Annotated in this window: 20 protein-coding genes; 16 read left to right on the forward strand and 4 right to left on the reverse strand. The window is 69.8% G+C overall.

Annotated features, from left to right (window positions below):
* The first annotated feature begins 27 nt into the window (after positions 1-27).
* Positions 28-1,362: a geranylgeranyl reductase family protein gene (locus ACFZCP_RS27125; RefSeq protein WP_391431253.1), complete on the forward strand. Its 1,335-nt coding sequence runs from the start codon at positions 28-30 to the stop codon at positions 1,360-1,362.
* Positions 1,363-1,468: 106 nt separating this feature from the next.
* Here ACFZCP_RS27125 and def read toward each other — a convergent pair whose 3' ends face one another.
* Entirely contained in the window at positions 1,469-2,131 is a 663-nt protein-coding gene (def, locus tag ACFZCP_RS27130; protein ID WP_391431256.1) for a peptide deformylase, read from the reverse strand.
* A 128-nt stretch (positions 2,132-2,259) separates the two neighbouring features.
* Complete coding sequence (locus tag ACFZCP_RS27135; protein WP_362689645.1) at positions 2,260-3,081, reverse strand: C40 family peptidase; 822 nt, start codon at positions 3,079-3,081, stop codon at positions 2,260-2,262.
* Between the two features lie 745 nt (positions 3,082-3,826).
* Here ACFZCP_RS27135 and ACFZCP_RS27140 point away from each other — a divergent pair.
* Genes ACFZCP_RS27140 through nuoN form a run of 14 tightly spaced genes read left to right on the forward strand, consistent with a single transcriptional unit; the run spans position 3,827 to position 19,752 of the window.
* Positions 3,827-4,186, forward strand: coding sequence for an NADH-quinone oxidoreductase subunit A (locus tag ACFZCP_RS27140; protein ID WP_003992243.1), 360 nt, complete (start codon positions 3,827-3,829; stop codon positions 4,184-4,186).
* Between the two features lie 15 nt (positions 4,187-4,201).
* Complete coding sequence (locus ACFZCP_RS27145) at positions 4,202-4,756, forward strand: NADH-quinone oxidoreductase subunit NuoB (RefSeq protein ID WP_391431261.1); 555 nt, start codon at positions 4,202-4,204, stop codon at positions 4,754-4,756.
* Entirely contained in the window at positions 4,753-5,517 is a 765-nt protein-coding gene (locus tag ACFZCP_RS27150) for an NADH-quinone oxidoreductase subunit C (RefSeq protein WP_391431264.1), read from the forward strand. The genes ACFZCP_RS27145 and ACFZCP_RS27150 overlap by 4 nt, the downstream gene beginning before the upstream one ends.
* The gene (locus ACFZCP_RS27155) at positions 5,514-6,854 is read left to right on the forward strand and encodes an NADH-quinone oxidoreductase subunit D (RefSeq protein ID WP_391431267.1); all 1,341 of its coding nucleotides are present in this window, start codon (positions 5,514-5,516) and stop codon (positions 6,852-6,854) included. The genes ACFZCP_RS27150 and ACFZCP_RS27155 overlap by 4 nt, the downstream gene beginning before the upstream one ends.
* A complete protein-coding gene (gene nuoE / locus ACFZCP_RS27160; RefSeq protein WP_391431270.1) occupies positions 6,851-7,633 on the forward strand; it encodes an NADH-quinone oxidoreductase subunit NuoE in 783 nt (260 codons plus the stop codon). The genes ACFZCP_RS27155 and nuoE overlap by 4 nt, the downstream gene beginning before the upstream one ends.
* The gene (gene nuoF, locus ACFZCP_RS27165; protein WP_391431274.1) at positions 7,633-8,979 is read left to right on the forward strand and encodes an NADH-quinone oxidoreductase subunit NuoF; all 1,347 of its coding nucleotides are present in this window, start codon (positions 7,633-7,635) and stop codon (positions 8,977-8,979) included. Before nuoE ends, nuoF begins: the two co-directional genes overlap by 1 nt.
* Positions 8,976-11,504: an NADH-quinone oxidoreductase subunit G gene (locus ACFZCP_RS27170; RefSeq protein ID WP_391431278.1), complete on the forward strand. Its 2,529-nt coding sequence runs from the start codon at positions 8,976-8,978 to the stop codon at positions 11,502-11,504. The genes nuoF and ACFZCP_RS27170 overlap by 4 nt, the downstream gene beginning before the upstream one ends.
* Positions 11,501-12,865 (forward strand): NADH-quinone oxidoreductase subunit NuoH, encoded by a 1,365-nt coding sequence (gene nuoH, locus ACFZCP_RS27175; protein ID WP_391431281.1) that lies wholly within the window; start codon positions 11,501-11,503, stop codon positions 12,863-12,865. The genes ACFZCP_RS27170 and nuoH overlap by 4 nt, the downstream gene beginning before the upstream one ends.
* Positions 12,858-13,487: an NADH-quinone oxidoreductase subunit NuoI gene (nuoI, locus tag ACFZCP_RS27180; RefSeq protein WP_391431284.1), complete on the forward strand. Its 630-nt coding sequence runs from the start codon at positions 12,858-12,860 to the stop codon at positions 13,485-13,487. Before nuoH ends, nuoI begins: the two co-directional genes overlap by 8 nt.
* Entirely contained in the window at positions 13,484-14,326 is an 843-nt protein-coding gene (locus tag ACFZCP_RS27185; RefSeq protein ID WP_391431287.1) for an NADH-quinone oxidoreductase subunit J, read from the forward strand. The genes nuoI and ACFZCP_RS27185 overlap by 4 nt, the downstream gene beginning before the upstream one ends.
* Positions 14,323-14,622 (forward strand): NADH-quinone oxidoreductase subunit NuoK, encoded by a 300-nt coding sequence (nuoK, locus tag ACFZCP_RS27190; RefSeq protein ID WP_073901863.1) that lies wholly within the window; start codon positions 14,323-14,325, stop codon positions 14,620-14,622. Before ACFZCP_RS27185 ends, nuoK begins: the two co-directional genes overlap by 4 nt.
* A gap of 15 nt (positions 14,623-14,637) precedes the next feature.
* The gene (gene nuoL / locus ACFZCP_RS27195) at positions 14,638-16,533 is read left to right on the forward strand and encodes an NADH-quinone oxidoreductase subunit L (protein WP_391431290.1); all 1,896 of its coding nucleotides are present in this window, start codon (positions 14,638-14,640) and stop codon (positions 16,531-16,533) included.
* A 1-nt stretch (position 16,534) separates the two neighbouring features.
* A complete protein-coding gene (locus ACFZCP_RS27200) occupies positions 16,535-18,106 on the forward strand; it encodes an NADH-quinone oxidoreductase subunit M (RefSeq protein WP_391431293.1) in 1,572 nt (523 codons plus the stop codon).
* Positions 18,103-19,752, forward strand: a complete 1,650-nt coding sequence (nuoN, locus tag ACFZCP_RS27205) for an NADH-quinone oxidoreductase subunit NuoN (RefSeq protein ID WP_391431296.1) — start codon at positions 18,103-18,105, stop codon at positions 19,750-19,752. Before ACFZCP_RS27200 ends, nuoN begins: the two co-directional genes overlap by 4 nt.
* Before the next feature lie 72 nt (positions 19,753-19,824).
* Here the strand turns inward: nuoN and ACFZCP_RS27210 are convergent, their stop codons facing one another.
* Positions 19,825-20,427 carry a Uma2 family endonuclease gene (locus tag ACFZCP_RS27210; protein ID WP_391431592.1) on the reverse strand — a complete coding sequence of 201 codons (603 nt, stop codon included), beginning with the start codon at positions 20,425-20,427 and terminating at the stop codon, positions 19,825-19,827.
* Between the two features lie 201 nt (positions 20,428-20,628).
* Here ACFZCP_RS27210 and recQ point away from each other — a divergent pair, with 201 nt between their 5' ends.
* The gene (gene recQ / locus ACFZCP_RS27215; protein ID WP_391431595.1) at positions 20,629-22,656 is read left to right on the forward strand and encodes a DNA helicase RecQ; all 2,028 of its coding nucleotides are present in this window, start codon (positions 20,629-20,631) and stop codon (positions 22,654-22,656) included.
* Positions 22,657-22,892: 236 nt separating this feature from the next.
* Here the strand turns inward: recQ and ACFZCP_RS27220 are convergent, their stop codons facing one another.
* Positions 22,893-25,676: a fumarate reductase/succinate dehydrogenase flavoprotein subunit gene (locus ACFZCP_RS27220; RefSeq protein ID WP_391431299.1), complete on the reverse strand. Its 2,784-nt coding sequence runs from the start codon at positions 25,674-25,676 to the stop codon at positions 22,893-22,895.
* Positions 25,677-25,685 lie beyond the last annotated feature (9 nt).

A 25,685-nucleotide genomic window follows, 5' to 3' on the forward strand; every position in this document is an offset into this window, starting at 1 on the left:
TGATCAATTCTGCTGAATAGACTGCCCATGTCCAGTGCCGGTCGGCACGCAGATTTCGAGCCTTGGGGAGATCCCGCCGTGACCGAGCCCCTCTCCGACCACACCGCCGATGTGATCGTCGTGGGCGCGGGGCCAGCCGGCTCCACCACCGCCTACCACCTCGCCAAGGCCGGACTTGACGTCCTCCTGCTGGAGAAGACCGAGTTCCCGCGGGAGAAGGTGTGCGGCGACGGCCTCACCCCGCGCGCAGTCAAACAGCTCGTGGCCATGGGGATCGACATTTCCGAAGAGGCCGGCTGGCTGCGCAACAAGGGCCTGCGCATCATCGGCGGCGGCTCCCGGCTCCAGCTGGACTGGCCGGATCTCGCCTCCTACCCGAACTACGGACTCGTCCGCAAGCGCGACGACTTCGACGAGCAGCTCGCCCGCCAGGCCCAGAAGGCCGGAGCGCGGCTGTACGAGCACTGCAACGTCGGCGGCCCGGTCGTCGACGACCGCACCGGCCGCATCACGGGCGTCACCGCCAAGCTCGGCGACGAGAAGCGCGAGGTCACCTTCCGTGCCCCGCTCGTCGTCGCCGCCGACGGCAACTCCACCCGGCTGTCCCTCGCGATGGGCCTGCACCGCCGCGAGGACCGCCCGATGGGCGTCGCGGTGCGCACGTACTTCACCTCCCCGCGCCACGACGACGACTACCTGGAGTCCTGGCTGGAGCTGTGGGACCGCCGCGGCTCCCAGGACCGCCTGCTGCCCGGCTACGGCTGGATCTTCGGCATGGGCGACGGCACCTCCAACGTGGGCCTCGGCGTGCTCAACACCTCCGCCGCCTTCAAGGAGCTGGACTGGCGCGAGGTCCTCAAGGCCTGGTGCGCGTCCATGCCCGAGGACTGGGGCTACACCCCCGAGAACATGACCGGCCCCATCCGCGGCGCCGCCCTGCCCATGGCCTTCAACCGCCAGCCCCACTACACGCGCGGGCTGCTGCTCGTCGGCGACGCCGGCGGCCTGGTGAACCCCTTCAACGGCGAAGGCATCGCCTACGCCATGGAGTCCGGCCAGATCGCCGCCGACGTCATCGTCCAGGCCCACGCGCGGGCCACCCCCGCCCAGCGCGAGATCGCCCTCCAGCGCTACCCGCGCGTCCTCAAGGACACCTACGGCGGCTACTACACGCTCGGCCGCGCCTTCGTGAAGCTCATCGGCAACCCGAAGGTCATGCAGATCGCCGCCCAGCGCGGTCTGACCCACCCGATGCTGATGAAGTTCACGCTGAAGCTGCTGGCGAACCTCACCGACCCCACGGGCGGTGACGCGATGGACCGCATCATCAACGGCCTGAGCCGGGTGGCCCCGAAGGCGTGAGCGGGGGCCGCGGCCCGTCCGGCAGGATCCACCGGACGGGCCGGGCCCGTCTCGGCTCCTGGGCTCCACAGCGTGTGGTTCCCCGGCCGCCCGGCCCCTCGGCTCCTCAGCGCGCCGGCCCTCGGCTCCTCAGCGTGCCGGCTCCCCGGCCGCCCAGCTCCTCGGCCCTGGCGGCGCGACGGGCGAACACCTCGTCCCGCCGCGCCGCCATCTGCCGCAGGGCGTCCTTTTTATCCCGCTTGGCGAGCCGGTCCAGGTAGATGTACCCCTGGGTGTGGTCGGTCTCGTGCGCGAGGCAGCGGGCGAAGTACCCCGTGCCCTCGACGACGAGCGGACGGCCGTCCTTGTCCTGCCCGCGCACCACGGCCCTGTCCGGCCTCGGTACGGCCATCACGGCGCCCGGCACCGACAGGCACCCCTCGCCCTCGTCGATCAGTCGGCGCCCGGCCGAAGCGGACTCCAGTACGGGATTGATGATGTGTCCGACATGCCGGATTCCGTCGTCATCGGGGCAGTCGTACACGAACAGGCGCAGATCGACACCGACCTGATTCGCCGCCAGTCCCGCCCCCTCGGCGACGTACATGGTCAGGAACATGTCGTCGATGAGCGCGGCGAGGTCGGGCCCGAACTCCGTGACGTCCCGGCACGGCTTGTGCAACACCTCCTCGCCGACCTCGGTGATCCTGCGCACCGCTCCGCGCCCGGCCTCGGGGGCGTGACGCGGGTAGTGGTCGGCGGGGCTTCCCTGGACGAACACGCGTGGCATCGCGCTGTCTCCCTCACTCGTGGACGGACCGCCGGCCAGCGGCCCGCACAGAGCATGTCAGCAACGACGCAAGGGCCGCTGCCCCCGAACGGCTGCGGCCCTACGCGTGTGTCAGACGTACCGAGTGCTCAGAGCACCCGCACGGCGCCGGTCGGCGGGTCGTACGACAGCGGGTGCTCCCCGACACCGCTGGACGGGTTCTGCGCGCCGACGAACATGCCGTCGCCCACGTACACCGCCACGTGGTACGCGCTGCCCGCGCTGCCCCAGTACAGGATGTCGCCCGGCTGCAGGTTGCTCAGCGACACCTGGGTGCCGGCCGTCGACTGGTCCTGGGAGACACGCGGCAGGCTGATGCCCACCTGCTTGAAGGCCGTCTGCACCAGGCCCGAGCAGTCGTAGGCGGAGGGACCGGTGGCGCCGGAGACGTACGCCTTGCCGATCTGCGCCTTCACGAACGAGATGACGGCCGCGGCCGAACCGGTCGCGGTGGACGTGCTCGTCGAGGTGCTGGTGGAGGTGCCGGTGCTCGCCTTGGTGGAGAGCGTCGTGCGCTCCGCGTTCCGGGAGGCGCGCGCAGCGGCCTCCTTGCGGGCGGCCTCCTGGGCCTTCTTCTTGGCTTCCGCCGCCTTCTGCTTCGCGTCCGCGAGGTCCGACTTGGCCTGCTTCGCGGCGTTTGCGGCGGCCTGGTCACGCTCGGCCTGCAGCTGGTAGTTCGCGGCCGCCTGCTGCGTGGCGTCCGCGGACTGGGCGACCTGGGACGCCAGGTCCGCCGTCAGGGTGGGCAGTTCGAGGGTCTGCGTCACCGGCTCGGCGGCGTTCGCCGAGCCGGACGCCCCGGCGACTGCCAGGGTGCTGAGGACGCCACCGGCAACTCCAGCCCGCACGGCGATGGTCGACGCGCTGCGGCGGGGCTTCCGGTGGCTGCGTATGTGAGCGGTGTGGGACATGGGGATAAGCGGTACCAGGGGCTCCTTCATATCTTCAAGAAACGTGTGCTGCGCCACAGTTGTTCAATCGAGACCTCGAAGCCCGGGCGCGTCACTCTTTATTGACGCCGTAACGGACATTGCGGACGCCCGTGATCAAGCCCTTGATCACGGTCTTTGATCATTACGTCCGAATTGCCCCGCACCTACCACCGGTTCCGGTGGATGGCCAAGCCCGGTTCTCAGACCGCTCTCATGAATGTGGCGGAGGTCACGGAACGGTTACCGGAATGACAGCGTCCCGCGCGGGCAGGAGTTCGTGAACGCGTGCACGCGCCCGGGGGGTGTCCACATCCCGCCCCGGAGCTACCTCTGATGTGTGAACGCGCCCCTCTATCAGGACTCCGGGCCCAGTGCCAATTTGCATGCAGGCGAACTCTCTTGATATTGAGACGCCCCCTCCGGCCTGCGATGATGAACGAAATTGTCACTTCTGGTGATCAACTGAACGCTTCGCGTATGAAGATCACCCATCATCCGACTTCATGATCCTTCGTCAGGTGGTGGAGATCACAAAGCTTGTGTAATACCCCGTGTCGCAGATCACAGAGCGGCGGGCATAAGATGCGAGGCAGTTGGGCTTGTGACCTGCTTCACATGTTCTCGATCTTCGCCCGGGACGAGCGGGGCTCGTGGGACCGGTGGGGCGGATGTGAGCCCAGTGCAACCGCCACCAGTCAGTGCCGACTGAGAGGAGCGAGGAGCGGTGAACGCGTATGCGCCCATCCTCGTACTGGGAGCCCTCGGGGCAGGCTTTGCGATCTTCTCCGTGGTCATGGCCACGCTGATCGGTCCGAAGCGGTACAACCGCGCCAAGCTCGAAGCCTACGAGTGCGGTATCGAGCCGACCCCCACGCCGGCCGGCGGCGGGCGCTTCCCCATCAAGTACTACCTGACGGCGATGCTCTTCATCGTCTTCGACATCGAGATCGTCTTCCTCTACCCCTGGGCCGTCACCTTCGACGCCCTGGGGATCTTCGGGCTCGTGGAGATGCTGCTCTTCGTGCTCACCGTCTTCGTCGCGTACGCGTACGTATGGCGGCGCGGCGGCCTGGAATGGGACTGAGGGGCTTTTAGGGACATGGGACTCGAAGAAAAGCTGCCGAGCGGCTTCCTGCTGACCACCGTCGAGCAGGCCGCGGGCTGGGTGCGCAAGGCGTCCGTCTTCCCCGCCACCTTCGGCCTGGCCTGCTGCGCCATCGAGATGATGACCACCGGCGCCGGACGCTACGACCTCGCGCGCTTCGGCATGGAGGTCTTCCGCGGTTCGCCGCGCCAGGCGGACCTGATGATCGTCGCCGGCCGGGTCAGCCAGAAGATGGCGCCGGTCCTCAGGCAGGTCTACGACCAGATGCCCAGCCCCAAGTGGGTGATCTCCATGGGCGTCTGTGCCTCCTCGGGCGGCATGTTCAACAACTACGCGATCGTCCAGGGCGTCGACCACATCGTCCCGGTCGACATCTATCTGCCCGGCTGCCCGCCCCGCCCCGAGATGCTGATGGACGCGATCCTCAAGCTCCACCAGAAGATCCAGGGCTCCAAGCTCGGCGTGAACGCGCAGGAAGCGGCCCGCGAGGCGGAGGAGGCGGCGCTCAAGGCCCTGCCCACGATCGAGATGAAGGGGCTGCTGCGGTGAGCGACGCGAACGGCACCAACGGCGGGAACGGGTCCGCGAACGGGGTGAACCCCGAAAAGGACCTCGCCGCCTCCAACCTCCCCGGCCAGCGCGGCCAGGGCGGCGAGGAGATCCGCGTACAGCGCGGCATGTTCGGCGCCTCGGGCGGCGGCGACACCTCCGGCTACGGCGGTCTCGTCCGCTCGCTCCGGCTCCCGGGACCGGCGAGCCGGCCCTACGGCGGCTGGTTCGACGAGGTCGCCGACGAGCTGGAGGGCGCCCTGGAGGAACAGGGGCTCCTCCCCGAGAACGCCATCGGGAAGACGGTCGTCGACCGCGGCGAGCTGACCTTCCATATCGAACGCGAGCACCTGGTCCGCGTCGCCCGCACGCTGCGCGACGACCCGGCCCTGCGCTTCGAGCTGTGCACCGGTGTCAGCGGCGTCCACTATCCCGAGGACAAGGGCCGCGAGCTGCACGCCGTCTACCACCTGCGCTCGATCACCCACAACCGGCTGATCCGCCTCGAAGTGAGCGCCCCCGACAGCGAGCCGCGCATCCCGTCGCTGGTCCCCGTCTATCCGACGAACGACTGGCACGAGCGCGAGACCTACGACTTCTTCGGGATCGTCTTCGACGGTCACCCGGCCCTGACGCGGATCATGATGCCGGACGACTGGCAGGGCCATCCGCAGCGCAAGGACTACCCCCTCGGCGGCATCCCCGTCGAGTACAAGGGCGCCCAGATCCCGGCTCCGGACCAGCGGAGGTCGTACTCGTGAGCACGCAGTCAGCATCCGAGGCCTCCGCCGCTTCGGCGCGCGAGACCACCGAGGGCACCGTATATACGGTCACCGGCGGCGACTGGGACGAGGTCGTCCAGTCCGCGGCCCGCGCCGACGACGAGCGCATCGTCGTCAACATGGGTCCCCAGCACCCCTCCACCCACGGGGTGCTCCGCCTGATCCTGGAGATCGAGGGCGAGACGGTCACCGAGGCCCGCTGTGGCATCGGATATCTGCACACCGGCATCGAGAAGAACCTCGAGTTCCGCACGTGGACGCAGGGCACCACCTTCGTCACGCGCATGGACTACCTGACGTCCTTCTTCAACGAGACCGCCTACTGCCTCGCCGTCGAGAAGCTCCTCGGCATCGAGGACCAGATCACCGAACGCGCCAAGATCATCCGGGTGCTCCTGATGGAGCTGAACCGGATGTCCTCCCACCTGGTGTGCATCGCCACCGGCGGCATGGAACTGGGCGCCACCACGATCATGATCTACGGATTCCGTGATCGTGAAATGATTCTCGACATCTACGAGCTCATCACGGGCCTGCGCATGAACCACGCGTACATCCGGCCCGGCGGACTCGCCCAGGACCTGCCGCCCGGCGCGGTGGACCAGATCCGCGAGTTCGTGAAGAAGATGAAGAAGAACCTCCCGGAGTACGACAAGCTCGCCACCGGGAACCCCATCTTCAAGGCCCGCATGCAGGACATCGGCCACCTCGACCTGGCCGGCTGCATGGCTCTCGGCGCGACCGGCCCGATCCTGCGCTCCACGGGCCTGCCGCACGACCTGCGCAAGGCACAGCCGTACTGCGACTACGAGACGTACGACTTCGACGTCCCGACCGCCGACAGCTGCGACGCCTACGGCCGCTTCCTCGTCCGCCTGGAGGAGATGCGCCAGTCGCTCAGGATCGTCGAGCAGTGCCTGGACCGGCTGCAGCCCGGCCCGGTCATGGTCGCCGACAAGAAGATCGCCTGGCCCGCCCAGCTCGCCCTGGGCCCGGACGGACTCGGCAACTCCCTCGACCACATCAAGAAGATCATGGGCACCTCCATGGAAGCCCTGATCCACCACTTCAAGCTGGTCACCGAGGGCTTCCGCGTCCCGCCGGGACAGGCGTACGCGGCCGTCGAGTCACCCAAGGGCGAACTCGGGGTGCACGCGGTCTCCGACGGCGGCACCCGCCCCTACCGGGTCCACTTCCGCGACCCGTCCTTCACCAACCTGCAGGCCATGGCGGCGATGTGCGAGGGCGGCCAGGTCGCCGACGTCATCGTCGCCGTCGCATCCATCGATCCCGTGATGGGAGGCGTCGACCGGTGACCACCTCTTCTTCGGAGCGGGGCGTCAGCCTGGGCATGCCCGAACTGCCCGCGCCCGCATACCCGGACGACGTCCGGGCCCGGCTGGAGGCGGACGCGCGCGAGGTGATCGCGCGCTACCCGGACTCCCGGTCCGCCCTGCTCCCGCTGCTCCACCTCGTGCAGTCCGAGGAGGGCCATGTCACGCGCACCGGGATGCGGTTCTGCGCGGACGTGCTGGGCCTGACCACGGCCGAGGTCACCGCGGTCGCCACCTTCTACACCATGTACCGGCGCAGGCAGTCCGGCGACTACCAGGTCGGGGTGTGCACCAACACCCTGTGCGCGGTGATGGGCGGCGACGCGATCTTCGAGACCCTCCAGGAGCACCTGGGCGTCGGCAACGGCGAGACCACCGACGACGGCAAGGTCACCCTGGAGCACATCGAGTGCAACGCGGCCTGCGACTTCGCACCGGTCGTGATGGTCAACTGGGAGTTCTTCGACAACCAGTCGCCCGCCAGCGCCAAACGCCTGGTCGACGACCTGCGCGAGGGACGGCCCGTCGAGCCGACGCGCGGTGCGCGGCTGTGCACGTTCAAGGAGACGGCGCGGATCCTGGCGGGCTTCCCCGACGAGCGGCCAGGGGCCGTCGAGGAGAGCGGCAGCGCGGGACCCGCCTCGCTGGTGGGCCTCCGCCTGGCAAGGGGAGAGGCCGCACCCGCGCGCGTGGTCCACCCGCGTGCCCAGGAACCTCAGGACGCGCCCTCCGCGGGCCACGCCGAAGAGGAGGGGGAGTGATGACCGTGACACCTGAACTCAAGGACACCAGCCCCGAGAAGCTGCTCGCACCCGTGCTGTCGGCCTTCTGGGACGAGGACCGGTCCTGGACCCTGGACGTCTACCGGAGGCACGAGGGGTACGAGGGGCTCCGCAAGGCGCTCGCCATGTCGCCGGACGACCTGATCGCGTACGTCAAGGACTCCGGTCTGCGCGGGCGCGGAGGGGCGGGATTCCCGACCGGGATGAAGTGGCAGTTCATTCCGCAGGGGGATGGAAAGCCGCACTATCTGGTTGTCAACGCCGACGAATCGGAGCCCGGGACCTGCAAGGACATCCCGCTCCTCTTCGCGAACCCGCACAGCCTCATCGAGGGCATGGTGATCGCGTGCTATGCCATCAGGTCGTCGCATGCCTTCATCTATCTGCGGGGTGAAGTCGTCCCCGTTCTGCGGCGGCTGCACGAGGCCGTGCGCGAGGCCTACGCGGCGGGCTACCTCGGCGAGAACATCCTGGGCAGCGGACTCGACCTCGAACTCACCGTGCACGCCGGCGCCGGCGCGTACATCTGCGGTGAGGAGACCGCACTGCTCGACTCGCTCGAAGGCCGCCGTGGTCAACCGCGGCTGCGTCCCCCCTTCCCTGCTGTCGAAGGGCTCTATGCCTGCCCGACTGTTGTGAACAACGTCGAGTCGATCGCGTCGGTTCCCGCCATCCTGAAAAACGGCAAGGAATGGTTCAGGTCGATGGGGAGCGAGAAGTCGCCCGGCTTCACGCTCTACTCGCTCAGCGGCCACGTCGCGAGCCCCGGCCAGTACGAGGCGCCGCTCGGCATCACACTGCGCCAGCTCCTCGACATGAGCGGCGGCATGCGGCCCGGGCACCGCCTCAAGTTCTGGACGCCGGGCGGCTCCTCGACGCCGATGTTCACCGACGAGCACCTCGACGTCCCTCTCGACTACGAAGGAGTGGGCGCCGCGGGTTCCATGCTCGGCACCAAGGCCCTGCAGTGCTTCGACGAGACGACCTGCGTGGTGCGGGCGGTGACCCGCTGGACCGAGTTCTACGCCCACGAGTCCTGCGGCAAGTGCACGCCCTGCCGCGAAGGGACCTACTGGCTGGTGCAGCTGCTGCGGGACATCGAGGCCGGCAAGGGCGTCATGTCCGACCTCGACAAGCTGAACGACATCGCCGACAACATCAACGGCAAGTCCTTCTGCGCCCTCGGCGACGGCGCGGCCTCACCGATCTTCTCCTCGCTCAAGTACTTCCGCGAGGAGTACGAGCAGCACATCACGGGCCGGGGCTGCCCCTTCGACCCGGCCAAGTCGACGGCCTGGGCGGACCGCCCGGAGGTGAACGCATGACCGTACAGCAAGCTGACAGCGGCTCCGCCGCGGGCCAGCGCGCCTCCGGCTCGGGAGAGGCCGCGGTCCCGCCGGAGGACCTCGTCACGCTGACGATCGACGGCGCGGAGATCAGCGTGCGCAAGGGCACCCTGGTCATCCGGGCCGCCGAGCAGCTCGGCATCGAGATCCCCCGCTTCTGCGACCACCCCCTCCTCGACCCGGCCGGCGCCTGCCGCCAGTGCATCGTCGAGGTCGAGGGCCAGCGCAAGCCGATGGCGTCCTGCACGATCACCTGTACGGACGGGATGGTGGTCAAGACCCACCTCACGTCCCCCGCCGCGGAGAAGGCCCAGCACGGGGTGATGGAGCTGCTGCTCATCAACCACCCGCTGGACTGCCCGGTCTGCGACAAGGGCGGCGAGTGCCCGCTGCAGAACCAGGCCATGTCGCACGGCAACGCCGAGTCCCGCTTCGAGGGCCGCAAGCGGACGTACGAGAAGCCCGTCCCGATCTCCACGCAGGTCCTGCTCGACCGCGAGCGGTGCGTGCTGTGCGCCCGCTGCACCCGCTTCTCCAACCAGATCGCGGGCGACCCGATGATCGAGCTGCTCGAACGCGGCGCGCTCCAGCAGGTCGGCACCGGCGAGGGCGACCCCTTCGAGTCGTACTTCTCCGGGAACACCATCCAGATCTGCCCGGTCGGCGCGCTCACCTCGGCGGCCTACCGCTTCCGCTCCCGCCCCTTCGACCTGGTCTCCTCGCCGTCGGTGTGCGAGCACTGCTCCGGCGGCTGCGCCACCCGCACCGACCACCGGCGCGGCAAGGTCATGCGGCGGCTCGCCGCCAACGACCCCGAGGTCAACGAGGAGTGGATCTGCGACAAGGGACGCTTCGCGTTCCGCTACGCGCAGCTCAAGGACCGCCTTGAGACCCCGCTCGTGCGCAGCGCCGAGGGCGTCCTGGAGCCCGCCTCCTGGCCTGAGGCACTGGAGGCCGCCGCGCGCGGGCTCGGAGCCGCCCGCTCCCGGGCCGGGGTCCTCACCGGCGGCCGCCTGACCGTCGAGGACGCCTACGCGTACAGCAAGTTCGCGCGCGTGGCGCTCGACACGAACGACATCGACTTCCGCGCGCGCGTGCACAGCGGCGAGGAAGCCGACTTCCTGGCGGCCCGGGTGGCCGGCCGCGGCCGTGACCTCGACGGTACGGGCGTCACGTACACCTCCCTGGAGAACGCCCCCGGCGTCCTGCTGGTCGGGTTCGAGTCGGAGGAGGAGGCGCCCGGCGTCTTCCTGCGGCTGCGCAAGGCCTGGCGGGGGCACAAGCAGCAGGTGTTCGCGCTGGCCACGCACACCACCCGGGGTCTGGAGAAGGCGGGCGGCACCCTGCTGCCGGCAGCTCCCGGCACCGAACCCGAGTGGCTGGACGCCCTCGCGGCCGGCGCCGGCCTGGAAGGGCCCGGCGCGCGGGCCGCGGAGGTCCTGCGCGCCGAGGGCGCGGTGATCGTCGTCGGAGAGCGGCTCGCCGCGGTCGCCGGTGGCCTCACCGCCGCCGTCCGGGCGGCCGCCGCGACCGGCGCACAGCTGGCGTGGATCCCGCGGCGCGCGGGCGAGCGCGGGGCCGTCGAGGCGGGTGCGCTGCCCTCGCTGCTGCCGGGCGGCCGCCCGGCGACCCACCCGCGCGCGCGGGAGGAGGTCGCCGCCGCCTGGGGGCTCGCCGAACTGCCGGTGAGCTACGGCCGTGACACCCGCCAGATCGTCGAGGCCGCCGCCACCGGTGAACTGTCGGCGCTCCTGGTCGCCGGTGTGGAGGTCGCCGACCTGCCCGACCCGGCACGCGCGCGTGAGGCCCTCGACAGCGTCGGCTTCCTGGTGTCGCTGGAGCTGCGGCCCAGCGAGGTCACCGAGCACGCCGACGTCGTCCTGCCGGTCGCCGCGGCAGCCGAGAAGGCCGGCACCTTCCTCAACTGGGAGGGCCGCGTGCGCTCCTTCGACGCCGCGCTCAAACCCGACCAGATGCCCCGCCGCCTCGCCCCGCCGGACGCGCGCGTGCTGCAGATGCTGGCCGACGCCATGGACGTCCACCTGGGGCTGCCGGACCTGCGCACCGCGCGCGCGGAGATCGACCGGCTCGGTGCCTGGGAGGGCCCGCGGGCCACCGAGCCCGGGGAGTCCGGGGGGCTGCTGCCCCGCCCCGCCGCGGGGGAGGCCGTCCTCGCCGGGCACCGGCTGCTCCTGGACCAGGGTGTCCTGCAGGAGGGCGACGAGGCACTCGCCGGCACCCGGCACGCGGCACGCGCGCGTGTGTCGGCCTCGACGGCCGCCGAGGCGGGTGTCAGGGACGGCGGCATCCTCGCCGTCACCGGACCGGCCGGCACCACCGAGATCCCGCTCCAGATCACCGAGATGCCCGACCGGGTGGTGTGGCTCCCGCTGAACTCCGTCGGCGCGGGCGTCGCCTCCGACACCGGCGCGCAGCCCGGATCCCTCGTCCGTATCGGCCCGGCGGCGCTCGCCGAAGAGGCCCCCAAGGAGGTGGAGGCATGAGCCCGTACCTCGCTGCTGAAGACCTCTCGATGTTCGGCCGTGACCCCTGGTGGCTGGTCGTCGTCAAGGCGGTGTTCTGCTTCGCCTTCCTCATGGTGACCGTGCTGTTCTCGATCGTCTGGGAGCGCAAGGTCGTCGCCTGGATGCAGCTGCGCATCGGCCCCAACCGGCACGGCCCCTGGGGCATGCTCCAGTCGCTCGCCGACGGCGTGAAGCTGATGCTCAAGGAAGACATCATCGTCAAGCGCGCGGACAAGGTGGTCTACGTCCTCGCGCCGATCGTCGCGGCCATCCCCGCCTTCATGGCGATCGCGGTGATCCCCTTCGGCCCCGCCGACAACGAGATCTCGATCTTCGGGCACCGCACCACGATGCAGCTCACCGACCTGCCGATCGCGATGCTCTACGTCCTCGCGGTCGCCTCCGTCGGCATCTACGGCATCGTCCTCGCGGGCTGGAGCTCCGGATCCACCTACCCGCTCCTCGGCGGCCTGCGCTCCTGCGCGCAGATGATCTCCTACGAGATCGCCATGGGCGCCGCGTTCGCCTCCGTGTTCCTCTACTCGGGGTCGATGTCGACGTCGACGATCGTCGAACAGCAGCAGGACCGCTGGTACATCCTGCTGCTGCCGGTCTCCTTCATCCTCTACATCGTCACGATGGTCGGCGAGACCAACCGCGCCCCCTTCGACATGCCCGAGTCCGAGGGCGACCTGGTCGGCGGCTTCAACACCGAGTACTCGTCGATCAAGTTCGCGATGTTCATGCTCGCCGAGTACGTGAACATGGTGACGGTCTCGGCCGTCGCGACCACGCTGTTCCTCGGCGGCTGGCGGGCCCCGTGGCCGATCAGCAGCTTCTGGGAGGGCGCGAACCACGGCTGGTGGCCGCTGCTCTGGTTCGTGATCAAGGTCCAGTTGCTGCTGTTCTTCTTCATCTGGCTGCGCGGCACGCTCCCGCGGGTCCGCTACGACCAGCTGATGAAGCTCGGCTGGAAGGTCCTCATCCCGGTCTCCGTGACCTGGCTGATGCTCGTGGCGACCGTGCGGGCCCTGCGCAACGAGAACTACGACTTCGCCGACATCGCTCTCTACGTCGGCGGCGGCGTCCTCGCCCTGCTGCTGATCTCCTTCGTCGCCGACATGTTCCGCGAGAAGAACAGGACGGCCGGGCAGGCCGCCGCCCAGCAGCCCGGATTCGACCCGATGGCGGGCGGGTTCCCCGTACCGCCACTGCCCGGACAAGAGCTTCCTCCGGTGCCCAGGCGCCGCCCGAGCCGCGAGCGGGAGCTGATTGTCAGTGGTGGGACGGACACTGTCAGTGACGGATCTTCGGATGGAAAGGAGGCGTCCGATGGCTGAGGAGCCCAAGGAGACCAAGCCCGGTTTCCAGAATCCCGTGGCCGGCTTCGGCGTGACCTTCAAGGCCATGTTCAAGAAGCGGCTGACCGAGCAGTACCCGGAGCAGCACAAGACCACGGCTCCGCGGTTCCACGGACGGCACCAGCTCAACCGCCATCCGGACGGCCTGGAGAAATGCGTCGGCTGTGAGCTGTGCGCCTGGGCCTGCCCCGCCGACGCCATCTACGTGGAGGGCGCCGACAACACCGACGAGGAGCGCTACTCGCCGGGCGAACGGTATGGCCGCGTCTACCAGATCAACTACGCCCGCTGCATCCTGTGCGGCCTGTGCATCGAGGCGTGCCCCACGCGCGCGCTGACGATGACCAACGAGTTCGAGCTGGCCGACTCCAGCCGCGCCAACCTCATCTACACCAAGGAGCAGCTGCTCGCCGGGCTCGAAGAGGGCATGGTCGACACGCCCCACGCGATCTTCCCCGGGACCGACGAGCAGGACTACTACCGGGGCCTGGTGACACAGGCCGCGCCGGGCACGGTCCGGCAGGTCGCCGTCTCCCAGGGTGAACAGCCGCCGACGACGGGCCCCTCTCAGGCGCCCGAGGGCCAGGAGGTGGAAGCATGAGCCCGCAGCTCGCCGCCTACACCACCTCCACCGGTGAGGCCTTCCAGTTCTGGGTGCTCGGCACGGTCGCGGTGATCGGCGCCCTGTGCACCGTCTTCATGAAGAAGGCCGTGCACAGCGCGCTCTGCCTCGCCGGGACCATGATCGTTCTGGCGGTGTTCTACCTCGCCAACGGCGCCTACTTCCTCGGGGTCGTGCAGATCGTCGTCTACACCGGCGCGATCATGATGCTGTTCCTGTTCGTGGTGATGCTCGTCGGCGTGACGGCCGCGGACTCGCTGAAGGAGACCATCAAGGGCCAACGCTGGCTGGCCCTTCTGTGCGGGGTCGGCTTCGGTGTCCTGCTCCTCGCAGGCATTGCGAACGCCTCCCTGAAGGACTTCGACGGGATCGGCCAGGCGAACGCGAACGGCAACGTGGAGGGCCTCGCGTCCCTCATCTTCACCAAGTACGTCTTCGCCTTCGAAATCACCGGCGCCCTGCTGATCACCGCGGCCGTCGGCGCCATGGTGCTCACCCACCGCGAGCGCACCGAGCGGGCCAAGACCCAGCGCGAGCTGGCCGAGGAGCGCGTCCGCGAGGGCAAGCACCTGCCGCCACTGCCCGCCCCGGGCGTCTACGCCCGGCACAACGCGGTGGACATCGCGGGCCTGCTGCCCGACGGCACCCCGTCCGAGCTGAGCGTCAGCAAGACGCTGCGCGAGCGCGGCCAGATCCGTGACGTGTCCGCGGAGGCACTGGGCGACCTGCGGGCGCTGGAGCAGCGCGCGGAGGAGCGCCTGGAGCGCACGGAGATCGAACCGACGCACTTCAAGCGGGCCGAGGAGGCGTCGAAGTGAACCCCGTCAACTACCTCTACCTTGCCGCTTTGTTGTTCACCATCGGCGCGACCGGGGTGCTGATCAGACGCAACGCGATCGTCGTGTTCATGTGCATCGAGCTGATGCTCAACGCGTGCAACCTCGCGTTCGTCGTCTTCTCCCGGATGCACGGCAACCTCGACGGCCAGATCATCGCCTTCTTCACGATGGTCGTCGCCGCCGCGGAGGTCGTGGTGGGTCTCGCGATCATCGTGTCGCTGTTCCGTACCCGCCACTCGGCCTCGGTCGACGACGCCAGCCTGATGAAGCTGTAAGGGGTCGGAAGAATCGTGGAGAACCTGATCGCGCTGCTCATCGCGGCGCCCCTGCTCGGAGCGGTCGTCCTCCTGGTCGGCGGCCGTCGGCTGGACGCCGTCGGCCACTGGATCGGCACCCTGCTGTCGACCGCCTCCTTCGTGTTCGGCGTGATCCTCTTCGCCGACCTGCTCGGCAAGAACGCCGAACACCGCACCATGACCCAGCACCTGTGGACGTGGATCTCGGTCGGCAGCTTCCAGGCGGACGTCACCTTCCGCCTCGACCAGCTGTCGATGACGTTCGTGCTGCTGATCACCGGAGTCGGCTCGCTGATCCACCTGTACTCGGTCGGGTACATGGAGCACGACGAGCGGCGCCGCCGCTTCTTCGGCTATCTGAACCTGTTCCTCGCGGCGATGCTGCTGCTCGTCCTCGCCGACAACTACCTGCTGCTGTACGTCGGCTGGGAGGGCGTCGGTCTCGCCTCCTACCTGCTGATCGGCTTCTGGCAGCACAAGCCCAGCGCCGCCACGGCCGCGAAGAAGGCCTTCCTGGTCAACCGCGTCGGCGACATGGGCCTGTCGATCGCGATCATGCTGATGTTCACGACGTTCGGGTCCTTCGCCTTCGGGCCCGTCTTCAGCCACGCCGGCGACGCCTCCGAGGGCAGGCTCACCGCCATCGGCCTGATGCTGCTGCTCGCCGCCTGCGGCAAGTCGGCCCAGGTACCGCTGCAGTCCTGGCTCGGGGACGCGATGGAGGGCCCGACCCCGGTCTCGGCCCTCATCCACGCCGCGACCATGGTGACCGCGGGCGTGTACCTGATCGTCCGCTCGGCAGCGATCTTCAACGCGGCCCCGGACGCCCAGCTCGTCGTCACCGTGGTCGGCGCCGTCACGCTGCTGTTCGGTGCGATCGTCGGTTGCGCCAAGGACGACATCAAGAAGGCACTGGCCGGCTCGACCATGTCGCAGATCGGCTACATGGTGCTGGCCGCGGGCCTCGGCCCCATCGGCTACGTCTTCGCGATCATGCACCTGGTGACGCACGGCTTCTTCAAGGCCGGGCTCTTCCTCGGCGCGGGATCCGTCATGCACGGCATGAACGACGAGGTCGACATGCGCAGGTACGGCGGCCTCCGGACGTACATGCCGGTCACGTTCATCACCTTCGGCCTCGGCTACCTCGCCATCATCGGCTTCCCGGGCCTGTCCGGCTTCTTCTCCAAGGACAAGATCATCGAGGCTGCCTTCGCCAAGGGCGGCACCGAGGGCTGGATCCTCGGCGGCGCGGCCCTGCTGGGCGCGGCCATCACCGCCTTCTACATGACGCGCGTGATGCTGATGACGTTCTTCGGCGAGAAGCGCTGGCAGCCCGACGAGAACGGCAACGAGCCGCACCCGCACGAGTCGCCCAAGGTCATGACGATCCCGATGGTCGTGCTCGCCTTCGGATCGGTCTTCGCCGGTGGCCTGTTCAGCATCGGCGACCGCTTCCTGAAGTGGCTGGAGCCGGTCACCGGCCACAGCGAGGGCCACTCGCCGCTCAACGCGGCGACGGTCACCGCGGCGACCATGGTGTGCCTGCTCATCGGCGTCGGCATCGCCTGGACGCAGTACGGCCGCAAGCCCGTACCGGCCGTCGCCCCGCGCGGCTCGCTGCTCACCCGGGCCGCCCGGCGCGACCTGCTCCAGGACGACTTCAACCACGTGGTCCTGGTGCGCGGCGGCGAGCACCTCACACGCTCCCTGGTGTACGTCGACCACACCCTGGTCGACGGAGTGGTCAACGGCACGGCGGCCGGCTTCGGCGGCCTGTCCGGGCGGTTGCGCCGGGTCCAGAACGGCTTCGCCCGCTCCTACGCGGTCTCGATGTTCGGCGGTGCGGCACTCCTGGTCGCCGCGACCCTGCTGATGAGGGCGGTCTGACATGTCCTTTCCTCTGCTGACAGCGACGGCGGCGCTCCCGGCCCTCGGGGCCGTCGCCACGGCCGCCGTACCCGCCAAGCAGCGCACCGCCGCCAAATGGCTGGCGCTGCTGGTCTCGCTCGCCACCCTCGCCCTCGCGATCCTCGTCCTGGTCCGCTTCGACCCGGACGGCGCCCGCTACCAGCTCACCGAATCCCATGCCTGGATCGCGGACTTCGGGGTCAGGTACGAGCTGGGCGTCGACGGCATCGCGGTCGCCCTTCTCGCCCTGACCGCCCTGCTGATCCCGTTCATCGTCCTCGCGGGCTGGCGCGACGCCGACCCGCTGGAGACGGGCAGCAAGAGGTGGCGGCCGACGCAGGGCTACTTCGCCCTGATCCTGGCCGTCGAGGCGATGGTGATCATCTCCTTCGAGGCCACCGACGTCTTCCTCTTCTACATCTTCTTCGAAGCCATGCTCATCCCGATGTACTTCCTCATCGGCGGCTTCGGGGACCGTGCCCACGAGCACGGCGAGGCGGCGGCCTCGACGCAACGCTCGTACGCGGCCGTCAAGTTCCTCCTCTACAACCTGGTCGGCGGTCTGATCATGCTGGCCGCGGTGATCGGCCTCTACGTGGTCGCCGGGAACTTCAGCCTCCAGGAGATCGCGCAGGCCCGCGCGAGCGGCTCGCTGCACATGGCGACCAGCACCGAGCGCTGGCTGTTCCTCGGCTTCTTCTTCGCCTTCGCGGTGAAGGCGCCGCTGTGGCCGCTGCACACCTGGCTGCCCAACGCCATGCAGGAGTCCACCGCCCCGGTCGCCGTCCTGATCACCGCGGTCGTCGACAAGGTGGGCACCTTCGCGATGCTCCGCTTCTGCCTCCAGCTGTTCCCGGAGGCGTCGAAGTGGGCGACGCCCGCCATCCTCGTACTGGCGCTGATCAGCATCGTCTACGGCGCGCTGCTCGCGGTCGGCCAGCGGGACATCAAGCGGCTGGTGGCCTACGCGTCGATCTCGCACTTCGGCTTCATCATCATGGGCATCTTCGCCATGACCAGCCAGGGCCAGTCCGGTGCCACGCTCTACATGGTCAACCACGGCATCTCCACGGCCGCACTGATGCTGGTCGCCGGCTTCTTGATCTCCCGGCGCGGCTCGCGGCTCATCGCCGACTACGGAGGCGTGCAGAAGGTGGCCCCGGTGCTCGCCGGCACCTTCCTGATCGGCGGCCTCGCCACTCTCTCGCTGCCCGGCCTCGCGCCGTTCGTGAGTGAGTTCCTCGTCCTGGTCGGCACGTTCACGCGCTATCCGGCGATCGGCATCGTCGCCACCTTCGGCATCGTCCTCGCCGCCCTCTACACGCTGGTGCTGTACCAGCGGACGATGACGGGCCCGGTGAAACCCGAGGTCTCGGCGATGCCCGATCTCCGCACACGCGAGCTGGTGGTCGTCGCCCCGCTGATCGTGCTGCTGATCTTCCTGGGCGTCTACCCGAAGCCCGTCACGGACATCGTCAACCCGGCGGTCAAGCAGACCATGTCCGACGTACACAAGACCGACCCCAAGCCCTCGGTGGAGGCGGCCAAGTGAGCGCAACAGCCGTCCACAGCCTGTGGACAACCGCGGCCGAGCCGATCTCGAAGATCCCGACGCCGAAGATCGAATACGGGCAATTGTCGCCGACGCTCATCGTCGTCGGCGCGGCCCTGGTCGGCGTGCTGATCGAGGCCTTCGTCCCGCGCCGGTTCCGCTACTACGCGCAGGTGTTCGTGTCCGTCGTGGCCCTGTGCGCCGCGTTCGCCGCGGTGGTCGCGCTGGCGGCCGACGGGTACGGCACCACCAAGGCGCACATCGCGGCCATGGGCGCGATCGCGGTCGACGGACCGGCTCTGTTCCTGCAGGGCACGATCCTGCTGGCCGGTCTGGTCGGCCTGTTCACCTTCGCCGAGCGGCGCCTGGACCCGGCGGCGCACGGCAACCGGGTCGACTCCTTCGCCGCACAGGCCGCGTCCGTGCCGGGCAGCGACAGCGAGAAGGCCGCCGTGAAGGCCGGGTTCACCACCACCGAGGCCTTCCCGCTGCTGCTCTTCGCGATCGCCGGCATGCTGGTGTTCCCCTCGGCCAACGACCTGCTGACGCTGTTCGTGGCCCTGGAGGTCTTCTCGCTGCCGCTGTACCTGCTGTGCGCCCTGGCCCGCCGCAAGCGACTGATGTCGCAGGAGGCCGCGGTCAAGTACTTCCTGCTCGGTGCGTTCGCCTCGGCGTTCACGCTGTTCGGCATCGCCCTGCTGTACGGCTTCGCGGGTTCGGTGTCGTACGCGCGCATCGCGCAGGTCGTCGACGGCACGGTCACCAGCGTCGACCCGGCGCTCGCCGGCACCATGGGCAACGACGCACTGCTGCTGCTCGGCAGCGCCCTGATCGTGATGGGCCTGCTGTTCAAGGTGGGCGCGGTCCCGTTCCACATGTGGACGCCCGACGTGTACCAGGGGGCGCCGACTCCGGTGACCGGGTTCATGGCGGCGGCGACGAAGGTCGCGGCGTTCGGCGCGCTGCTGCGCCTGCTGTACGTCGTCCTGCCCGGGCTGCGCTGGGACTGGCGGCCGGTCATGTGGGCGGTGGCGATCATCACCATGCTGGGCGGTGCGATCATCGCGATCACGCAGACCGACATCAAGCGGCTGCTGGCGTACTCGTCCATCGCGCACGCCGGATTCATCCTCGCGGGCGTCATCGCGACCTCGAAGGACGGCGTGTCGTCCGTCCTCTTCTACCTGGCCGGGTACTCGTTCGTGACGATCGGTGCCTTCGCCGTGGTCACGCTGGTGCGCGATGCGGGCGGCGAGGCGACGCACCTGTCCAAGTGGGCCGGGCTCGGGCGACGCTCCCCGCTGGTGGCCGCGGTGTTCGCGGTCTTCCTGCTCGCCTTCGCCGGTATCCCGCTGACCAGCGGTTTCGCCGGGAAGTTCGCCGTGTTCAAGGCGGCGGCCGACGGCGGCGCGGCCCCACTGGTCGTGGTCGGTGTGATCTCCTCGGCGATCGCCGCGTTCTTCTACATCCGCGTGATCGTGCTGATGTTCTTCAGCGAGCCGAAGCCGGAGGGCCCGACCGTGGCCGTGCCCTCCCCGCTGACCATGGCGGCGATCGCCGTGGGCGTCGCGGTGACGCTGGTGCTCGGTGTGGCGCCGCAGTACTTCCTGAACCTGGCGAGCCAGGCGAGCGTGTTCGTGCGCTGACCGCTCCGTCGTCCATGCCGCTGCCCGGCACCCTCGTCCGCAAGGGTGCCGGGCAGCGGTGCGTGGCGGGGATCACTGATGCCGGTCGCGGCGCGCCTTGATCTGCGTGAGGTCGAAGTCGACCGGGAACGGCACGTCCAGCTTCATGCGCTCGCGGAAGATTCCGGTGCTGGTGCAGGTGCCGGTCGTCGGCTCCAGTTCGAATGCGTGCACCGCGGCCCGGCCCTTCTCGTTCTCGACCCGCCAGTAGTGGGCGATCTTCGCGCGGGCGTACTTCAGAGGCTTGGTCTCACGGTCACGGGAGACCGAGTCCTCCGAGACGACCTCGATGGCCAGCACGACGGACGCCGCCGGGAACCGGGTCTGGTACGGGTCCTCCACCACGTCCGCCCGCACGACGACCACATTCGGCTCGGGCCCGTTCTGGCGGTCGATGTCGATCGTGCACTCGCGGATGACCTCGAATTCCTCTGGTGCCAGCGACTGGAGCTGCCAATTGAAGAAGTCGACAGCGCGGGCGTGAAACAGAGTCTGCGGACTCACGAAGACCAGGCTCGCGTCGATCAATTCCGTGTGCGGAGGAAGATTCGGGAGGCGGTCCAGGTCGTCGGCGGTCCAGCCGCCCTTCGGCGGGATCGGCCAGATGGACGTGGACGCCTGCGGGTCGACGCTCATCAGTGCTCCCATGCGACGGAGTCTCGCCAGTGCATTCAAGCTATCCGGCAGAAATGCGCAGGTCTCCCGCGAACGTGTGAACGACAGTCGTGTCCTTGACGGGGGTGCGCGGCAGCGGGCCTGTGGATAACTCGGGGTGTGTCGGCGCGGGCCCCTATCGTGGAGGAAGTGGTCGAGGGACGACGTACGGGGGACACGACGATGCGCGGGACGGGCGTGATCAAGGAGATGCCAGAGGCGGCCGAGAGCGAGGCACTGGCCACGCTGCACCGGATCTTCGGATACGAGGCCTTCCGCGGTGAGCAGGAAGCGATCATCGAGCATGTGGTGGCGGGCGGCGACGCCCTCGTCCTCATGCCGACCGGCGGCGGCAAGTCGCTGTGCTACCAGATTCCGGCCCTGGTCAGACCGGGTACGGGAGTGGTGGTCTCGCCGCTGATCGCGCTGATGCAGGACCAGGTGGACGCCCTGCGGGCCCTCGGCGTGCGGGCCGGCTTCATCAACTCCACGCAGGACTTCGACGAGCGCCGCGTGGTGGAGGCCGAGTTCCTCGCGGGCGAGCTGGACCTGCTCTACCTGGCGCCGGAGCGGCTGCGGGTGGAGGCCACGCTCGACCTGCTCTCCCGCGGCAAGATCTCCGTGTTCGCGATCGACGAGGCGCACTGCGTGTCCCAGTGGGGTCACGACTTCCGTCCCGACTACCTGACCCTCTCCCTGCTCGGCGAGCGCTGGCCGGACGTTCCGCGGATCGCTCTCACGGCGACGGCCACACAGGCCACGCACCAGGAGATCACCCAGAGGCTGAACCTCCCGGCCGCCCGCCACTTCGTCGCCAGCTTCGACCGGCCGAACATCCAGTACCGGATCGTGCCCAAGGCCGATCCCAGGAAGCAGCTGCTCACCTTCCTCAGGCAGGAGCACGCGGGTGACGCCGGCATCGTGTACTGCCTCTCCCGCAACTCGGTGGAGCGGACCGCCGAGTTCCTCAACAGCAACGGCATCGAGGCGGTGCCGTACCACGCAGGCCTGGACGCGGGCACGCGCGCGACCCACCAGTCCCGGTTCCTGCGCGAGGAGGGCCTGGTCGTGGTCGCCACCATCGCCTTCGGCATGGGCATCGACAAGCCGGACGTGCGGTTCGTCGCCCACCTGGACCTGCCCAAGTCGATCGAGGGCTACTACCAGGAGACGGGCCGCGCGGGCCGCGACGGACTGCCGTCGACCGCCTGGATGGCATACGGCCTCAACGACGTCATACAACAGCGCAAGCTGATCCAGTCCGGCGAGGGCGACGAGGCGTTCCGCCGCCGGGTCACCGCCCACCTCGACGCCATGCTCGCCCTGTGCGAGACCGCCCGGTGCCGGCGCGGCCAGCTGCTGGCCTACTTCGGTCAGGACCCGTCGGCCGAGGGCTGCGGCAACTGCGACACCTGTCTCACCCCGCCGGAGACCTGGGACGGCACGATCGCCGCACAGAAGGTGCTGTCGACGGTGGTGCGGCTGCAGCGGGAACGCGGACAGAAGTTCGGCGCCGTACAGATCGTCGACATCCTGCTCGGCAAGCGCACCGGCAAGGTGATCCAGTTCGACCACGACCAGCTGTCCGTCTTCGGCATCGGCGAGGACCTCACCGAGGGGGAGTGGCGGGGAGTCGTCCGTCAGTTGCTGGCCCAGGGGCTGCTCGCGGTCGAGGGGGAGTACGGCACGCTGGTGCTCACCGAGGCGAGCGGTTCGGTGCTGCGGCGGGAGCAGGAGGTGCCTCTGCGCAAGGAGCCGAAGAAGCAGGCCACGTCCCGGTCGGGCTCGGGCGCATCCTCCGGCCGCGGCGACCGCAAGGCCAAGGCCGCGGCGACCGAGCTGCCCGACGAGCTGCTTCCCGCCTTCGAGGCCCTGCGCGCCTGGCGCGCCGAGCAGGCCCGGGAGCAGGGTGTCCCGGCGTACGTCATCTTCCACGACGCCACCCTGCGGGAGATCGTCACCCGGTGGCCCGGGTCGGTCCGGGAGCTGGGCACGGTCGGCGGCGTCGGCGAGAAGAAGCTGGCGACGTACGGGGAAGGCGTGCTCGGTGTCCTGTCCTCCCTGGACGGTGCGAGCCCGGCCCCCGAGACCGCCCCGGCCGGTGCTGCGGGCTCGGCGCGTGATGCCGCGCCGGCGCCCGGCGAGTCCCCGCAGGACGACTGGCCCGCGCCGGGCGACGAGCCGGAGCCGGAGCCGGACGACTGGATGTAGCGCGCCGAAGGTTGCCGAAGACCGCCGAGGTCGGCCTTCTCCTCGGGCGAGGCGCCGGAGGCCGGAGGAGAGGTGGAGTTCCGGAGGAGAGGCGGTGCACCTGGGGGCGAGGGGTAGGTCTGAGGCGATCCGGTCCGCCTGAGCCGAGAGGTACGTCAGAGGTGGCGCGGAGCGCCTGAGGCGGTGCGGTGCGCCTGAGGCGGGTCGGGCGCGCCGGGGCGGTGCGCGGGGGATCGTCACAGACCGCGTGCCGCGTACGCCCTGACGTCCGCGTCGGGGTCGGCCGTGGCCGTGGCCAGGGCCGTGCGGGCCTCCTCGGCGGCGTTGTGCCGGGTCAGGGCCAGAACCGCCGCCTTGCGCACATCGGCGTTGGGGTCGGTGAGGGCCTTGGCGAGTGCGGGGACTGCGGCGTCGGCGGGTGCGGCCGAAAGCGCGGTGGCGGCACCCGACCTGACCTGCCAGGCCGGGTCCGACAGGGCGGCGACGGCACGGGCGGTCGGCGGTGCCGGGCAGCCGGCCGCACCCAGCGCACCCAGGGCGGCGCCGCGCACCAGCGGGTCGGCGTCCTCGGTGAGCCGGTCCAGGGCGCCGGTGAGCAGCTCCCGGGCCGACGGGCCCAGGGGCGCCGGGCTGACGGCGGCCAGCGCCTTGGCCACGGCGACACGGACCTCCCGGGAGGGATCGTCCACCGCGCTCGCCAGATCGCCGGCCGCGTCGACCGAGACGAGGGCGCGCACGGCCTCGATGCGGACGGCGATGTCGGTGTCGGCCAGCGCGGACGCGAACACGGCGGCCTCGCCCAGCCGCAGGGCGCGGAGCACATCGAGGGCGGCCGCGCGGACCACGGGGTCGGCCTCGGTGAGCGCGCCGGAGAGCGTGACACCCAGGGCGGCGTCGGACGGCAGGGTCTCGACCAGCTCGCGCAGTGAGGCCGCGGCAGCGGCGCGGACCTCGGCGTCGGGGTCCGCAAGGGCACTGGCGAGGGCCTGCCCGGTACCGGGCGGCACGGTCTCGGTGAGGACCGAGACGGCCGTGCGCCGGACCGCAGGGTCGGGGTCGGTCAAGTAAGGCTCCAGGGAGGACAGTTCGGGCTCGGCCTCGGCCAGCTCCAGCAGCTCCAGGAGCCGCGGCGAGGCGGTGTCCTGGGCACGGCCCGGATCCGCAGGCCCGGCGGCGCGAGTGGTCGCCGGTCCGGCGGCGACCGGTGCTGCATCGCGCGGACCGGCCGTGGCGACGTTCTCGGGGCGGACTTCGCCCAGCCGCCGGGAGGGGCCGCCGACCGGGGCGAAACCTTCGACCGGGACCAGGTAGGGAGCCACGGGACGGGCCGTGAACTCCATCGCACCAGAGGGGGATTTGTGCAGATCGAGGTGGTGGAACCAGGAGGAGTCGTCGCGCCGGGGGTGGTCGATGCGGTCGTGATAGAGCCCCCAGCGGGACTCGGTGCGGGCGAGGGAGGCCCGGGCGGCCATCTCCGCGCAGTCGCGGATGAAGGTGACCTCGGCGCAGCGCATCAGCTCGTGCGGGGTGCGGGCACCCATCGCGGCGATGTCGGCGTGCATCCGCTCGAACGCCTCCAGGGCGAGGGAGAGGCGGGCGCCGGACTTGGGCGGTGCCACGTAGTCGTTCACGAAGCGGCGCAGCTTGTACTCGACCTGGGTCTGCGGCGGGCCGTCCGGGTTGCGCAGCGGGCGGTAGATCAGCTCGTGCGCCTCGCGCAGCTGGTCCGCGGGAAGTGCGCCGTCGTAGGCCGTGTACTGGGCGGCGTCCGTGCCCGCGAGGTCGCCGAAGACGAAGGCGCCGATCATGTAGTTGTGCGGGACGCAGGCCAGGTCGCCGGCGGCGTACAGGCGGGCGACGGTCGTCCGGGCGTGGTCGTCGACGCGGACGCCGGAGGCGGAGTGGCCGCCGCACAGGCCGATCTCGGAGATGTGCATCGCGACGTCGTGGGTGCGGTAGTCGTGCCCTCGTCCGGCGTGGAAGGTGCCCCGGGTGGGGCGCTCGGTGGAGTGCAGGATCGACTCCAGGGCCGAGACCGACTCCTCGGGAAGATGGCTCAGCTTCAGGTAGACCGGGCCGCGGTCGCTGGCCACCTCGGCCGCGAACTCCGCCATCATCTGTCCGGACCAGTAGTCGGAGTCGACGAAGCGCTCGCCGTGCCGGTTGACCTGGTAGCCGCCGAAGGGATTGGCGACGTAGGCGCAGGCCGGACCGTTGTAGTCCTTGATCAACGGGTTGATCTGGAAGCACTCGATGCCGGTCAGCTCGGCCCCCGCGTGGTAGGCCATGGCGTAGCCGTCGCCGGCGTTGGTCGGGTTCTCGTAGGTGCCGTAGAGGTATCCGGAGGCGGGCAGGCCGAGGCGGCCGCAGGCACCGGTAGCAAGGATCACCGCGCCTGCGCGGACGGTGACGAAGGCGCCGGTGCGGGTGTGGAAGCCGACAGCCCCGACGGCCCGGCCGTCATCCGCAGCCGTCAGCACGCGGACAGGCATCACGCGGTTCTCGATGCGTATCCGAGCCCGCATCTCACGCCGCCGCAACTGCCGGTACAGGACCTTCTTGACATCCTTGCCTTCCGGCATCGGCAGTACGTACGAGCCGGAGCGATGCACCTGGCGGACCGCGTACGCGCCATGCTCGTCCTTCTCGAACTTGACCCCGTACGACTCCAGCCGCCGGACCATCGCGAAGCCACGGGTGGCGGTCTGGCGGACGGTGGACTGGTCGACGATGCCGTCGTTGGCGCGGGTGATCTCGGCGACGTAGTCGTCGGGCTCGGCACGGCCCGGGACGACCGCGTTGTTGACGCCGTCCATGCCCATGGCGAGCGCGCCGGAGTGACGGACGTGGGCCTTCTCCAGGAGCAGGACGTTCGTACCACGCTCGGCGGCGCTCAGGGCGGCCATGGTGCCGGCGGTGCCTCCGCCGATGACGAGGACGTCACAGGTCAGCTCCTCGGCGTCGGTGACAGCGGGGATCTCCACAAAGGTCTGTACGGGGGCGTTCGCGGGGGTGGTCACCGGGGTGCC

The sequence above is a fragment of the Streptomyces sp. NPDC007971 genome (assembly GCF_042958635.1).
Lineage (GTDB): Bacteria > Actinomycetota > Actinomycetes > Streptomycetales > Streptomycetaceae > Streptomyces.